The sequence below is a fragment of the Bordetella genomosp. 9 genome (genome assembly GCF_002261425.1).
GTDB lineage: Bacteria > Pseudomonadota > Gammaproteobacteria > Burkholderiales > Burkholderiaceae_B > Bordetella_C.
This window is the reverse complement of record NZ_NEVJ01000003.1, coordinates 3,485,812-3,499,449: the sequence shown is the minus strand read 5'-3', so window position 1 is coordinate 3,499,449 and position 13,638 is coordinate 3,485,812. Positions and strand designations below refer to the sequence as shown.

The 13,638-nt window shown below is 69.2% G+C and carries 12 protein-coding genes; 10 read left to right on the top strand and 2 right to left on the bottom strand.

The window, feature by feature from the left end; genetic code table 11:
* Positions 1 to 2: 2 nt before the first annotated feature.
* The 5 genes from CAL26_RS27015 (at position 3) to CAL26_RS26995 (ending at position 6,491) form a co-directional block, all read left to right on the top strand.
* Entirely contained in the window at positions 3 to 2,384 is a 2,382-nt protein-coding gene (locus CAL26_RS27015) for a xanthine dehydrogenase family protein molybdopterin-binding subunit (protein ID WP_094849650.1), read from the top strand.
* Between the two features lie 105 nt (positions 2,385 to 2,489).
* The gene (locus CAL26_RS27010; protein ID WP_094849649.1) at positions 2,490 to 3,167 is read left to right on the top strand and encodes an SRPBCC family protein; all 678 of its coding nucleotides are present in this window, start codon (positions 2,490 to 2,492) and stop codon (positions 3,165 to 3,167) included.
* 136 nt (positions 3,168 to 3,303) lie between these two features.
* Positions 3,304 to 5,001 (top strand): class I adenylate-forming enzyme family protein, encoded by a 1,698-nt coding sequence (locus CAL26_RS27005; RefSeq protein ID WP_256988604.1) that lies wholly within the window; start codon positions 3,304 to 3,306, stop codon positions 4,999 to 5,001.
* A gap of 17 nt (positions 5,002 to 5,018) precedes the next feature.
* A complete protein-coding gene (locus CAL26_RS27000; protein WP_179283497.1) occupies positions 5,019 to 5,459 on the top strand; it encodes a PaaI family thioesterase in 441 nt (146 codons plus the stop codon).
* A gap of 30 nt (positions 5,460 to 5,489) precedes the next feature.
* Positions 5,490 to 6,491, top strand: a complete 1,002-nt coding sequence (locus CAL26_RS26995) for an NADPH:quinone oxidoreductase family protein (RefSeq protein WP_094849647.1) — start codon at positions 5,490 to 5,492, stop codon at positions 6,489 to 6,491.
* A 5-nt stretch (positions 6,492 to 6,496) separates the two neighbouring features.
* Here the strand turns inward: CAL26_RS26995 and CAL26_RS26990 are convergent, their stop codons facing one another.
* A complete protein-coding gene (locus CAL26_RS26990) occupies positions 6,497 to 7,417 on the bottom strand; it encodes a LysR family transcriptional regulator (RefSeq protein WP_179283496.1) in 921 nt (306 codons plus the stop codon).
* A gap of 195 nt (positions 7,418 to 7,612) precedes the next feature.
* Between CAL26_RS26990 and CAL26_RS26985 the strand changes: the two genes are divergently transcribed.
* From CAL26_RS26985 to CAL26_RS26965, 5 genes are all read left to right on the top strand, one after another.
* Positions 7,613 to 8,584 (top strand): Bug family tripartite tricarboxylate transporter substrate binding protein, encoded by a 972-nt coding sequence (locus CAL26_RS26985; RefSeq protein WP_094849645.1) that lies wholly within the window; start codon positions 7,613 to 7,615, stop codon positions 8,582 to 8,584.
* 148 nt (positions 8,585 to 8,732) lie between these two features.
* On the top strand, positions 8,733 to 9,899 hold the full coding sequence (locus tag CAL26_RS26980; protein WP_179283495.1) for a mandelate racemase/muconate lactonizing enzyme family protein: 1,167 nt from the start codon (positions 8,733 to 8,735) through the stop codon (positions 9,897 to 9,899).
* A 10-nt stretch (positions 9,900 to 9,909) separates the two neighbouring features.
* Entirely contained in the window at positions 9,910 to 11,007 is a 1,098-nt protein-coding gene (locus tag CAL26_RS26975; protein WP_094849643.1) for a mandelate racemase/muconate lactonizing enzyme family protein, read from the top strand.
* 25 nt (positions 11,008 to 11,032) lie between these two features.
* A complete protein-coding gene (locus CAL26_RS26970; protein WP_094849642.1) occupies positions 11,033 to 12,013 on the top strand; it encodes a Bug family tripartite tricarboxylate transporter substrate binding protein in 981 nt (326 codons plus the stop codon).
* Positions 12,014 to 12,064: 51 nt separating this feature from the next.
* Positions 12,065 to 12,628: a helix-turn-helix domain-containing protein gene (locus CAL26_RS26965; RefSeq protein ID WP_094849641.1), complete on the top strand. Its 564-nt coding sequence runs from the start codon at positions 12,065 to 12,067 to the stop codon at positions 12,626 to 12,628.
* A 7-nt stretch (positions 12,629 to 12,635) separates the two neighbouring features.
* On the opposite strand, the gene CAL26_RS26960 is transcribed toward CAL26_RS26965, so the two are convergent.
* Positions 12,636 to 13,622 carry an NADPH:quinone reductase gene (locus tag CAL26_RS26960; protein ID WP_094849640.1) on the bottom strand — a complete coding sequence of 329 codons (987 nt, stop codon included), beginning with the start codon at positions 13,620 to 13,622 and terminating at the stop codon, positions 12,636 to 12,638.
* Positions 13,623 to 13,638 lie beyond the last annotated feature (16 nt).

Sequence of the window (13,638 nt, the reverse complement as noted above, 5' to 3'; positions counted from 1 at the left end):
CCATGAGCGCCCACGTATACGATGAGCCCCGCGTCGATGCGCCTGCGACCGGCGAACGCATCGTCGGCCGTTCGGTCTCGCGCCTGGAAGACCCCCCGCTGGTGCGCGGCGAAGCCTGCTTCGCCGGCGACGTGAACTTTCCACGCCAGCTGCATATGCGGGTGGTGCGCGCGCAGACCGCGCATGGCCGCATCGTCGCCATCGATACCACGGCCGCCGTGGCGCTGCGCGGCGTGGTCGCGGCCTGGACGGGCGCCGACGTGGCGGATATCCCGCCGATTCCTTTTCGCGCCACCAAGGTCACGGGCCTGGAGCCCTATTGCCAGCCCATCCTGGCGCAGCAGCGCGTGCGCTACGTGGGCGAACCCGTCGCCGTCGTCTTCGCCGACAGCCCTTACGTCGCGGAAGACGCGGCGGACCTGGTGGACGTCCAGATCGAGCCGCTGCCGCCCATCCTGGCCGCGCATGACGAACCGGGCGAATTCCTGCCGGGCCTGAATACGGAACCCACCGTCATCCGCAAGGGCTATGGCGACGTCGCCGCCGCCTTCGCCGCCGCGCATGCGGTCGTCGCGCTGGATCTTTCGGTGGGCCGCCATTCCGGCGTGCCGCTGGAATGCCGCGGCGCCGTGGCGCGCTACGACGCCGCCCGCGACATCCTGGAAATGTACGGGGCCGCCAAGAAATCGCACTGGAATCGCGATGAAATGGCCAAGATGCTGGGCCGCAGCCCCAGCAGTTTCCATCTGTACGAAGGCCACGTCGGCGGCGGCTTCGGCGTGCGCGGCGAAATCTATCCCGAAGACGTGCTGGTCTGCCTGGCCGCGCTGCGCCTGCGCCGGGCCGTGAAGTGGATCGAAGACCGCCGCGAAAACCTGATGGCGACCAACCATTCGCGCGAGCAGCGCCATCAGGTCGAAGCCGCCGTCGACGCGGACGGCCGCATACTCGGCATACGCAATACTTTCTTCCACGCGCAGGGCGCCTATACGCGCACGCACGGCGCGCGCGTCGCCGACATGTCGGCCGGCCTGCTGCTGGGGCCCTACCGCGTGCCCGCCTATCAGGTCGCGGGCCACTATCGCCTGGTCAACAAAACGCCCGCCGCCACCTATCGCTCGCCGGGCCGCTACGAAACCACCTTCGTACGCGAACGCCTGATGGACGCGATCGCGCAGCGCGTCGGCATCGATCCGGTCGAAGCGCGCCGCCGCAACCTGATCAAGGCCGACGAAATGCCTTACGCGCGCCCGCTGGACGCGCTGGGTACCGACGTGGTGCTGGATTCCGGCGACTACGATGGCCTGATCGACAAGACGCTGGCGCGGCTGGATTGGCCCCGCCTGCGCGAAGACCTGGCGCGCCGCCGCGCGAGCGGCCAATGCGTGGGCCTGGGCCTGGCGATGTTCGTCGAGAAATCCGGCCTGGGTCCTTCCGACATGGTGCGGCTGACGGTGGACGTCAGCGGCGCGATCGAGCTGGTCACCGGCGCGGGTTCGGTCGGCCAGGGCATGGAAACCGCGCTGGCGCAGATCTGCGCGCAGGAACTGGGCGTGGACTATCGCCGCGTGCGCGTGATCCACGGGCGCACCGACCTGATCGAATTCGGCAACGGCGCGCACGCGTCCCGGGTCACCGTAATGTCCGGCTCGGCGACGCAGATCGCCGCGCGCAAGGTACGCGCCAAGGCCCTGGATGTCGCCGCCAAGTTGCTGGACGCCACGCCGGCCGACCTGACGATGGCGGACGGCCGCATCCGCCGCGCCGACGACGCGCAGGGCCGCGGCATCGGCCTGGACGAAGTCGCGCGCTATCTGCATCCCGGCTCGCGCACCAGCGACGGCCACGAGCCGGGCCTGTCCGCCGAAGGCTGGTTCTACAGCGACCACATGAACTATCCCTATGGCGTGCATGCCGCGCAGGTGTGCATCGACGCCGACACCGGCCAGGTGCGCCTGGAAAAATACCTGGTGGCCTACGACGTGGGCCGCGCGGTCAACCCCATGCTGATCGAAGGCCAGATCGTCGGCGGTTTGGCGCAAGGCATAGGCGGTGCGCTCTTCGAGGAATTCACCTACGACGCGGACGGCCAGCCCCTGTCGACCACCTTCGCGGATTACGTCATGGTCACCGCGCATGAAATGCCGCCGGTCGACGTGCTGATCACGGAAGACGCGCCCAGCCCGCTCAATCCCATGGGCTTGAAGGGCGCGGGAGAGGGCGGCACCAACGCGGCCGGCGCCGCCATCGCCGCGGCCGTGGACGACGCCCTGGGCGCGCCGGGCTTCGTGACGCGCCTGCCGATCAAGCCGCTGGACGTGCGCCGGCATATCGCGGCGCGCGAGGCGGCGCGCATGCTGCGGTCCGAGCGCCAGCCGATCTGACGCGTTTGTATTATTTTTGGTACTTGTACTTAATTTGGCATAGACCTGCTACACTGCCTCAAATTTGACCAGCGCCGCACGGCGCCCCCGGGGAGGACAACCGCCATGCAATTCAGCAACAACTTCGAAGTATCGCTGCCTCCCGATCAGGCATGGCCGATCCTGATGGACATCGAAAGCATCGTGCCCTGCATGCCGGGCGCCGAGCTGGTGGAAATCGTCGACGACAAGACCTTCAAGGGCAAGGTCGCCGTCAAGCTGGGGCCCGTGGCGCTGTCCTTCCTGTGCAACGCGGTGTTCGAGGAAGTCGACAACACCGCGCATACCGCTCGTATCAAGGCCAGCGGCGCCGACGCCAAGGGTCGCGGCAATGCCAACACCACCATCCGCTTCGGGCTGCAGCCCAGCGCCAAGGGCTCCAAGGTGATCATCGATACCGACCTGACGCTGTCGGGCGCGGTGGCGCAGTACGGCCGCGGCGTGGGCATGATCCAGACGGTGGCCAACCAGATCATTTCGCAGTTCTCCAAGAACCTGGAAGCGCAGATATCCCAAAGCCGCCAGGCGGGTGAATTGAACGGCGCGGCCGGTGCCGCACAAGCCGCGGCGGCAACGCCGCCAGCAGGCGGCACCGGCGGCATGCCGCCGGGCCTGGCGCCGGCGACCGGCCCGCGCACGCCGCGGCCGCCGGCCAAGCCCGCCAAACCCATCAGCGGCTTCTCGCTGATCATGTCGTCCCTGTGGAACATGATCCGCGGATGGTTCGGCGGCTCTTCACGCTGACACGACCGGCGCGGCAGGCGACCGGCGCGTGCCGGCCGCCTGTCGCGCCCAGCCAGTACAAAAAAAGAAACTTTTCCCGATTTTCACGTAGCGCATGCGAAACCGCCCACGGCGCCTGCGTTGCACGGAGCGATCCTTGACCAAGCCTTCCATCAACACCGTACTGACCCTGCTGAGCGCCGAGCGGATGGCGGCGTTCCATGAAGCAGGTTTCTGGCGGGACGAAACGATATACATGGCGGCCAGGCGCCACGCGCAGTCCGCGCCCGACGCCTGCGCGGTGCGCGACCAGGGCGTGCGTCTGACCTATGCCGAACTGATCGCCGCGGCGGACCGCCTGGCAGCCACCTTGCAGGCCGCCGGCGTGCGCGCCGGCCAGCGCGTCGGCGTCTGGATGTCCAGCCGTGTGGAAACCGCGATCGCGCTGCTAGCCTGCTCGCGCAACGCCTACGCCTGCTGCCCGTCGCTGCATCGCGACCATACGGCCGCCGATGTCCTGGCCTTGATGGAAAGCGTCAGCGCCGCCGCCTTCATCGGCGAAACAGGCTACGGCGCCGATGCCGGCCGCAACGACATCTTCGCCATGCTGGAGCGCCTGCCGACCCTGCGCCATGTGATCAGCCTGCCGCCGGTCAAGGACAGGCCGGCCGACGCCATGCCGTTCGCCGCCGCGCCCGATTCCACGTCGCCAGACGCCTGGTCCACCGAACCGAACCGGCTGGTCTATCTGGCCTTCACGTCCGGCACGACCGGCGCCCCCAAGGGCGTCATGCACAGCGACAACACGCTGCTGGCCAACGCCCGCGAGATCGCCAAGGACTGGTTCTTCGGCCCCCGCTCCGTCATCTACACCATGAGCCCGCTCAGCCACAACCTGGGCCTGGGCGCCTTGATCAGCGCATTGGCCACCGGCGGCGAACTGGTCGTGCACGACCTGCCGCGCGGCGCCAGCGTGCTCGATCGCCTGCTCGATACCGGCGCGACCTTCCTGTTCGGCGTGCCCACCCATGCCGTCGACCTGCTGGCCGAACTCAAGGCCCGCGGCCTGTCGCGCGTCGGCGCGCTGCAAGGCTTCCGCATTTCCGGCGCCTCGGCCCCCAAGGACGTCGTCGCCGAACTGCTGCGCTACGGCGTCATGCCGCAAAGCGGCTACGGCATGACGGAAGCCTGCTCCCATCACTACACGCTGCCGAACGACGACCCGCGCCGCATCATCGAAACCTCCGGCCGCGCCTGCGCCAGCTACGAAATCAAAATCTGGTCCACCGACGACCCCGACCAGGAAGTCCCGATCGGCGAGACCGGCCAGATCGGCGGCCGCGGCGCCAGCCTGATGCTCGGCTACTTCGATAACCAGAAAGCCACGGAAAGCGCCTTCAACTCGCACGGCTGGTTCATGACCGGCGACGTCGGGCGGCTGGACGCGGATGGCTACCTGGTCATTACCGGCCGCAAGAAGGACCTGATCATCCGCGGCGGCCACAACATCTATCCCGCCCGCATCGAGAACCTCGCCATGCAGCATGCCGCGGTCGCGCGCGCCGCGGTACTGCCCGTGCCCGACACGCGGCTGGGCGAAAAGGTCTGCCTGGCGGTCATGCTGAAGCCGGGCGCCAGCCTGACGGGCGAGGCCATGCTCGCGCATCTGGACGCTTCCGGCCTGTCGCGCTACGACATGCCCGAGTACTACATCGAGCTGCCCGAAATCCCGCTGACCGCCAGCGGCAAGATCTTCAAGCGCGACCTGGTGGAAGACGTCAAGGCGGGCCGCCTGACGCCCAGCCCCGTTCGCTGGCAGGCGAAGGAAGGCGCCAGCGCGGCGCCCGCCAAGTGAGTGCGATGGAGAGTGCCATGAACGCGCCCGCCGACACTGTCCTGGAGCGGCTGCGCCATGAACTGGCGCACCCGCCCTTCCACGCGCTGCTCAATCCGGAAGCCGTGTCGGCGGACGCCGAAACGGGCGTGGTGGTGATCCGCCTGCCGTACAGTCCCGCGCTGCGCCGCGCGGCGGGATCGGACAACATCCATGGCGGCGTGATCGCGGCGCTGATCGACATGGCCGCGCACGCCGCCATCGCCGTGCGGATCGGCCGCATGGCGCCCACGGTGGACCTGCGCATCGACTACCTGAAGCCGGCCCCCGGCGCCGACCTGTACGCCACCGCCAAAGTCCTGCGGCTCGGGCGCGCCATCGCCCGTGCCGACGTCGAAGTCGCGCACGCGCCCGGCGCCGCGCCTTGCGCGGTGGGGCGCGGCACCTTCAGCACCCTGGACCCGCGCGGCGGCGCCTGAACGCGCGCCGCATCTTAAAGGACCCGCACCATGCAGGCAGCTATCCTCAGGGAATTCGGCGCGATCGACCAATTGCGCATGGAAACCGTCGACGATCCCGTTCCGCAGGCCGGCCAGGTCGTCGTCGATATCCAGGCCATCGCGGCGAACTTCGTCGATACGCTGGTCGTCGCCGGCAAATACCAGTTCCTGCCTCCCAGGCCGTTTTCGCCGGGCAAGCTGCCCACCGGCATCGTCAGCGCCATCGGCGCCGGCGTGACGGGACTGCGGCCCGGCGATCGTGTGCTGACGCTGGCCGAACATGGTGGCTATGCCGAAAAGATCGCCGTCGCGGCGACCGGCTGCTTCCGTCTGCCCGATGGCTTGTCCTTCATCGACGCCGCGGCGATGTCGCTGGGCTTCGATACGGCCTGGTTCGCCCTGTGCGAGCGCGGCCGCGCCAAGCCGGGCGACACCGCGCTGATACTGGGCGCCACGGGCGCCGTGGGCATGGCCGCGATCCAGTTGGCCAAGGCCTATGGACTGCGCGTGCTGGCCGCCGTCAGCAGCCCCGCCAAGGCCGATACCGTGCTGCGCGCGGGCGCCGACGCCGTGATCGACCTTTCGGTTGCCGACCTGCGCGACGGCCTGCGCGCCCAGGTCCACGCCGCGACCGGCGGCGCGGGCGCGGACATCGTGCTGGACCCGCTGGGCGGCGATATCTTCGACGCCGCCATCCGCGCGGTGGCATGGCGCGGCCGCTATGTCGTCATCGGCTTCGCCGCGGGCCGCATCCCGACGCTGAAGGTCAACTACGTCATGCTGAAGAATATGGAAGTCAGCGGCGTGCAGGTCAGCGACTACCGCAAGAAGGCGCCCGACGAAATGCGCCATTGCATCCAGGAGATCTTCCGCCTGTACGAGGCGGGCCAACTGGCCGCGCCGCGCGCGACGGTGATGCCGCTGGCGCAGGTACAGGACGCGCTGCGCCAGCTGGAAGCACGCACGGCGCAGGGCCGGCTGGTGCTGGTGCCCGCAAGCGCGGCGCACTGATCCGATCAGGCACTGCCCGCGCAGGCGCGCGCCGTCACCAGGAACGTCCGCGCGGCTTCGCTCAGCCGCTCCGCGCGATAGGCGGCGCATATCTGCACGCGCAGCGACGCCGCATCCGCGACCAGGGGTTTGCAGACCACCGCGCCGGTGGCGGCCAAGCCCCCTATCGACCCGGGCAGGATCGCCACGCCCAGGCCGCCGGCCACCAGGCCCAGCACCGTCGATATCTGCACGGCCTCCTGCACGATGCGCGGCTCGAACCCGGACTGCCGGCACAGGACGGCAATGCGCGACGACAAGGTCGGCACGCCCTGCGCGGAGAACATCACGAAGGCATCGTCGGCCAGGTCCTCCAGCCTGATGCTCGCCGCGCCGCCCAGGCGATGGCCGGCCGGCAGCATCGCCATCAGCGTATCCACGGCGATGACCTCGGTCATCACGTCCGGCTCCAGCTCCGCCGGCGTCACCAGGAATCCGATGTCCACGGTATCCGAATGGATCATCCCCGCCACCTGCATCGAGCTCCCTTCGTGCAGCGCCAGCTCGACCCCCGCGTAGCGTTCGCGGAACGCCCGGATCACCTTGGGCAGCAGCGCGATCATCGCCGGCCCGATGAAGCCCACGTGCACCGTGCCCAGTTCGCCGCGTCCCGCGCGCCGCGTCCGCTCCAGCGCGCGGTCGGCCTGGTTCAGCAGCCGCGCGGCCTCCAGCTTGAAGACCTCGCCGGCGGGCGTCAGGCGTACGCCGCGCGGCGACCGCTCGAACAGCCTGGCCTGGACCAGGGACTCCAGGCGCATGATGGCCTGGCTCAAGGGCGGCTGCGCCATATGCATCTGTTCCGCCGCCTTGCGAAAGCTCAGCGTCTCGGCCACCGCCAGGAATTGCTGGACCATCCTCAGGTCCAGGCTGGATGCGCGCGTCGACATGGCGTTCCGATCACCCTTCCAAGGTTGCAATGCATGCCGTCCCGCGCGCCGTTGGGGTGAAACGCCGCACGTATCGCGCAGGATCATTTTGGTATTAGACCATCCATGCCCGATCGGCCTACGATCGACCGATAGTCGACCGGAACGCGACGCGCCGATCCCCAGGCACGCGACGTCCCGGCACTGGAGACAACCATGCGCCGACTGCTTTTCGTCGTGGCCTGTCTGACGGCGTGCGTGGCAAGCGTCCACGCCGCGGGACAGGACTTCCCCACACGCCCCATCACGCTGGTGATCGCCTCGCCCGCCGGTTCCACGCCGGACACCGGTGCTCGCGCGATCGCCCAATCGATGGCGCAGGCCCTGGGCCAGCCGGTCGTGATCGAGAACCGCCCGGGCGCCAATGGCCAGATCGCGGCGCAGGAGGTGCTGAAGAACCCCGCCGACGGCTACACCGTGCTGGTGGCCGCCGGCAGCACCATGGCCATCAATCCCCACGTCTATCCGCGCCAGGCCGTCGACGTCCTGAAGGACCTGAAGGCCGTCGGCAAGATGTACTCGACCGACTTCTTCCTGGTCGTGCGCAGCGATAGCGGCATCGATTCCATGGCGGCCCTGATCGCCCGCGCACGCCAGAAACCCGGTGCGCTGGTCGCGGCCAACAGCGGCCCGGGCAGCGCCGCGCAGCTCGCCACCGAAGTCCTGAAGCAGCAGACCGGGGCGGACATCTACCAGGTGCCGTTCAACGGCAGTCCGGCGGCGGCGCTGGGGGTGGCGTCCGGCAACGCCGACATGTTGATCGAAACGCAGGCGGTCACCGAACCCTTCGTCAGTTCCGGGCGCGTCAAGCGCCTGGCCACCACCGGCCGCGCGCGCTCGGCCGCCTTTCCCGACGTGCCGACCATGGCGCAAGCCGGCGTGCCAGGCATGGAAATATCGTCCTGGGCCGGCATGTTCGCCCGCGTCGGCGTACCGGCCGATCGCGTCGACCGCCTGAATGCCGCGATGAACCGCGCGCTGGCCGTGCCCGACATCCAGGCCGCGCTGCGTGGCGGCGGCCTGGAGCCGGGCGGCGGTTCCAGCGCCGACTTCCAGAAGGAATGGCAGGCCCAGTCGCGACTGTGGGCCGATGTGGTGGCGCGCTCACCGGGGCTCACCAACCGGTGAGCCCGCGGCGACCTTCCCCACGCCCCGCATAGCACCCCGCATGGCACCCCGTTGGCACGGCAACGCACTGCATGGCGCCACATAGCACCGCATCGCATCACATCGCACCGCAGGATCACAGATGTCTCCCGACCCGCATTCCCACCCTATGTCCGCGGCCCTGCCCGCCGCCGTGCCAGACGGCGACTCTCTCCAGGTCGACCGCATCGAGGTCTACGTCTTCCAGGACGACGCACCGCCCGCCGTGAAGTCCTCCTTCGGAACGTCGACGCAACGCACCTCGGCGCTGCTCAGGGTGCGGGATGCATCCGGGCACCACGGCTGGGGCGAGATATGGAGCGGCCATCCGCCCTTCGGCGCCTACCACCGCGCCGCCATCCTGGAAAAACTGGTGGCGCCCCGCGTGATCGGCAGGAAGATCGCCGACATCCCCGCGCTGCAGGAAGCGCTCCACGCCGCGATGATTCCCATGCTGCGCCTTGCCGGCGAGCCCGGCCCCATCGCCCACGTGCTGGCGGGCCTGGACTGCGCGCTGTGGGACCTGGCGGCGCGCGTGCGCGGCATGCCGCTGTACCGCTTGCTGGGCGGACAGCCGCGCGCCCTGCCGGTGTACGCCAGCGGCGTGTCGCCGTCATTGTCGCGGCAGGCGCTGGACGATCTGCGTGAGCGCGGCTTTCGCGCGTTCAAGTTCAAGGCCGGCTTCCAGGACGAGGGCGCGCTGGACGACCTGCGCCGCACGGTGCAGGGCCTGGACGGCGATGAAAGCGCCATGATCGACGCCAACTGCGGCTGGAACGTCGACAGCGCCAGCCGGGCGCTGGAACGCATCCGCGGCTTGCCGCTGCAATGGGTAGAAGAACCCATCGGTCCCGAGCGGCCGGCGCAGGAATGGCGAACCCTGCGCGCCGCCAGCCATCCCTTGGCGGGTGGCGAAAACCTGCTGGGCGTGGATGCCTTCCGCGCCGCCTTCGAGTGGCTGGACGTGGTCCAGCCCGACCTGGGCAAATGGGGCGGCGTCAGCCAGGTCTTGCCGCTGGCGCGCGAGACGCTGGCGCGCGGCAAGCGCTATTGCCCGCATGCCTTCGGCTCGCATATCGGCGCCGCGCTGGCCGCCCACGTGCTGTGCGCCGCCGGCGGCGACGGCGTGCTGGAACTCGACGCCAATCCGAACCCCTTGCGCACCCTGGGCGCGCCCGGCTTTCCCGCGCCGGCGCAAGGCCGCATCGTGCTCGACGACGCGCCCGGCATCGGCATCGACGCCAACCCCGACGCGTTGGAAAACTACCTGGGACACCACGCAGTCGTCACGGCCTGAAGGCAAGACCATGAAAATAGCATCCATAGAAACGTTGCCGATCGCCATCCCCTACGACAGCGGGGCGCCGCCCTTGCCCCTGGGAGGCAGACCGCGGACCAACATGGAAAGCCTGCTGGTCAAGGTCACCACGGAAGACGGCATCGTCGGCTGGGGCGACGCGTTCGGCGTACGTATCTGGCCCGTCACCCGCCTGCTGATCGATCGCCTGGTCGCGCCGCTGTGCGTCGGCGAGGACGCGCTGCGGCGCGAGGACGTCATCGACAAGCTCGATCGCACCCTCTACCACTTCGGCCGCGCGGGCCCGCTGCAATATGCGATATCGGCGATCGACATCGCCCTGTGGGACATCGCCGCCAAGGCCGTCCAGCGCCCGGTGCACGCGCTGATCGGCCCCCTGCGCAACGCGCGGATGCCCGTCTACGCCAGCCTGCTGCCTTACCGCGATCCGAAGCTGGCCTCGCGCCATGCCGCGCGCGCCGTGGATCAAGGCTACCGGTACGTGAAACTGCACGAACGCGACGTCCCATCCGTACGCGAATCGCGCGCCGCGATCGGCGCGGACATCGGTCTCATGGTGGACCTGAACTGCCCGTTCGACCTGCCGGCGGCCGAACGGTTCGCGCACGACGTCGCCGCCTTCGATCCCATGTGGCTGGAAGAGCCGCTGTTCCCGGTCGACGACTACAGCGCCATGGCGGAGCTGTCGCGCCGCATCGACATCCCGCTGGCGATGGGAGAGAACGTCGGCAATCCCGTCGAGTTCCGGCGTGTGCTGGACAGTACGGGCATCGCCTACGCGCAGCCCAGCGCCATCAAGACCGGCGGCATCACGGCGCTGCTGGAAATCGCGCGCGACGCCGGCGCGCGCGACATCCGCCTGATGCCGCACAGCGCGTACTTCGGGCCCGGCCTGCTGGCGACGATGCATGTGCTGGCCACCTTGAAGACGCCGCCGATACTCGAACGCTTCTATTGCGACATGCCCGTCGAATTGTCCGGCGGCGTCACGCTGCCGTGCGACGGCATGGTCCAGGTGCCGGACGTGCCCGGCCTGGGCTTCGAACCGGACCCCGACGTCCTGCGCGCGTACGCCGCGACGGAATAGCCCGACACCCACCAGGAGACCCGCGATGATTCCGCGTACCGCTCTGCTCGGCGCCGCCCTGGCGCTATCCGCCGCGGCCGGCGCGCCCGCGCATGCCGCCGACGATTTCCCGGCCCAGCCGATACGCATCGTCGTCCCCTATGCGCCGGGCGGCGCTTCCGATGTCATCGCCCGCCTGCTGGCCAGCACCCCGGGCGGCGGCCTGGGCGATCGCATCATCGTTGAAAACCGCGCCGGCGGCGCATCGGTCGCCGGCACCAACGTCGTCGCCACGGCGCAGCCGAACGGCTATACCCTGGGCGTGGTGGACAGCGCGTTTCCCATCAACGCGACCTTGCTGGGCAGCAAGCTGCCGTATGACACGCGCAAGGATTTTCGCGCGGTGATCCTGGCGGCCACGTCCCCCATCGTGCTGTCGGTGAACAAGGACGTGCCGGCTCGCAGCGTCGCCGAGTTGGTCGCGATGGCCAAGGCCCATCCCGGGCGCTTCAATTTCAGCTCCGCCGGCAACGGCACGGCGCTGCACCTGGCGGGCGAACAGTTCAACATGGTGACGGGCGCGGGCCTGGTCCACGTGCCTTACCGCGGCGGCGCGCCTTCGGTCATGGCGGTGGTGGCCGGCGAAACCCAGGTCAATTTCTCCGCGCCCTCCACCGTGCTGCCGCATATCCAATCCGGCCGGCTCCGCGCCCTGGCGGTGACCGGCGCGCACCGACTCGCCTCGCTGCCCGATGTTCCGACATTCGCGGAAGCGGGCGTACCCGAAGTGGCCGGCGTGATCTCCTATGGCGTGATCGCGCCCAAGGGTGTGCCCGACGCGGTGATCCGCAAGCTGGCCGCCGGCTTCGGTGCCCGCCTGAAGACGCCCGACGTCGCCCGCCACATCGTCGACCTGGGCTTCGAACCCGTCGGCGGAACGGCGGACGACTACGCCAAATTCCTGGGCCGCGAGATCGAAACGGCGCGAGAAATCATACAGAAGGCGCATATCACGACCGGCGACTAGTGGCGTAGATTTCGGCTTACGCGCCGCGCCGGCGCGATTCCGGGAGGCCGCATGGATGTGCAGCCGCAGCTCGATTATCGACAGGCCTTCATGCTGGCCCCCGCCGGCTTGTGCGTGGCGCGCTGGCGCATCATCCAACAGGCGAACGCGCGCCTGGAAGCAATCTTCCGATATCCCCCGGGCACGCTGAACGAAACCAGCTTCGACGCGCTGTATCCGGCCCGGCGCGACGCGGTGCGCGCCACCGACGGCGCCAGGACGGCGATGAACGCCCACGGCGTCTACGCCTGCGAACGCATCATGAAACGCCTGGACGGCGACCTGTTCTGGTGCCGGCTGATCGGCCGGTCGTTGACGCCGGCCGAACCGCTGGCGCTGTGCATCTGGACCTTCGAGGACTTGAGCACGCGGCATCCCGTGACGCCCGATCTCAGCGACCGCGAGCGCGAAATCGCGCTGCTGATCGCCGAGGGCCAGACCAGCAAAATGGTCGCGCGGCAACTCAACCTGAGCCCTCGCACGGTCGAGATGTACCGGTCTCGCCTGATGGCCAAGTTCTCCGCCACGACGTTTTCCGGACTGGCCGGCAAGCTGATGTGGCCGGACGACGATTGAACCGGTGCTACGCCGGCAGGGCCACCACCACGTTGCCGACGATGCGTCCCGACTCCACCGCTTCGTGCGCGTCGGCGATGTCATCCAGCGCATACGCAGGCGCCACCAGATGCGATAGCGCGTTCCCGCGCAGGAGCGCATCCAGCGCATCGACGGTCTGCCGCCGCTGTTCGGGCAGCAGGTCGTAGACCAGGTAGAAGTGCAGGCCCAGCGAACGCGGCAGCCACGCACCGAAGTTCAAGGGGATATCGCCGCGCTGATTCGACCCGTACACCGCGATCACGCCATGCGGCGCCACCGCGCCCGCCGGCACCAGGGCCGCGGTGGTGGAGAAATCCATATCGATGATGGCGTCCACGCCCCGGCCGCCGGTCATCTCCAGCAGTCGGTCCGGCACGGATTCCTGCTTGTACAGGATGTTGTCCGCGATGCCGGCCTTTTCCAGCACGCCCGCCTTTTCCACGGATCCGACCGTGGTGATGACCCGGGCGCCGCGCAGGCGCGCCATCTGCGCCGCGTAGTAGCCCACGCCCGACGCGCCGCCCGTCACCAGCACGGTCTTGCCCGCCAGGTCGCCCAGCAGCATCACGCCATGCATCGCGGTCAGCCCGGGAATGCCCATGCATGCGCCGGCCTCGAAGCTCACGTCCCCGGGCAGGGGCACCGCCTGGGCCGCAGGCAGGACGATGTACTCGGCGGCCGTGCCCATGGGACGTTGCCACTGGCCGTTCCATATCCACACGCGTTCGCCCACCCGGCCCTGCGCCACGCCGCCGCCCACGCGGTCGATCACGCCGGCGCCATCGCTGTGCGGCACCACATAGCCTTGCGTCACCGGACGGCTGCCGGCGCGGGATTTCACGTCCGAAGGATTCACGCCGGAGACGGCGAGCTTCACTCGCACTTCCCCCGGGCCGGGTTCCGGCGTCGGAAGGTCGGTCACCTGCAGGACGTCCCGCGCGGGTCCGTTCCTGGAATAGAGGGCAGCGCGCATGGCGGTCTCCGGATGA

Coding starts and splice junctions, on each gene's coding strand:
- CAL26_RS26995 (WP_094849647.1), top strand. CDS start 5,490: ATGCAGGCAGCTATCCTCAGGGAATTCGGCGCGATCGACCAATTGCGC.
- CAL26_RS27015 (WP_094849650.1), top strand. CDS start 3: ATGAGCGCCCACGTATACGATGAGCCCCGCGTCGATGCGCCTGCGACC.
- CAL26_RS27000 (WP_179283497.1), top strand. CDS start 5,019: ATGAACGCGCCCGCCGACACTGTCCTGGAGCGGCTGCGCCATGAACTG.
- CAL26_RS26965 (WP_094849641.1), top strand. CDS start 12,065: ATGGATGTGCAGCCGCAGCTCGATTATCGACAGGCCTTCATGCTGGCC.
- CAL26_RS26985 (WP_094849645.1), top strand. CDS start 7,613: ATGCGCCGACTGCTTTTCGTCGTGGCCTGTCTGACGGCGTGCGTGGCA.
- CAL26_RS26980 (WP_179283495.1), top strand. CDS start 8,733: ATGTCCGCGGCCCTGCCCGCCGCCGTGCCAGACGGCGACTCTCTCCAG.
- CAL26_RS27010 (WP_094849649.1), top strand. CDS start 2,490: ATGCAATTCAGCAACAACTTCGAAGTATCGCTGCCTCCCGATCAGGCA.
- CAL26_RS26975 (WP_094849643.1), top strand. CDS start 9,910: ATGAAAATAGCATCCATAGAAACGTTGCCGATCGCCATCCCCTACGAC.
- CAL26_RS26960 (WP_094849640.1), bottom strand. CDS start 13,622: ATGCGCGCTGCCCTCTATTCCAGGAACGGACCCGCGCGGGACGTCCTG.
- CAL26_RS26990 (WP_179283496.1), bottom strand. CDS start 7,417: ATGTCGACGCGCGCATCCAGCCTGGACCTGAGGATGGTCCAGCAATTC.
- CAL26_RS26970 (WP_094849642.1), top strand. CDS start 11,033: ATGATTCCGCGTACCGCTCTGCTCGGCGCCGCCCTGGCGCTATCCGCC.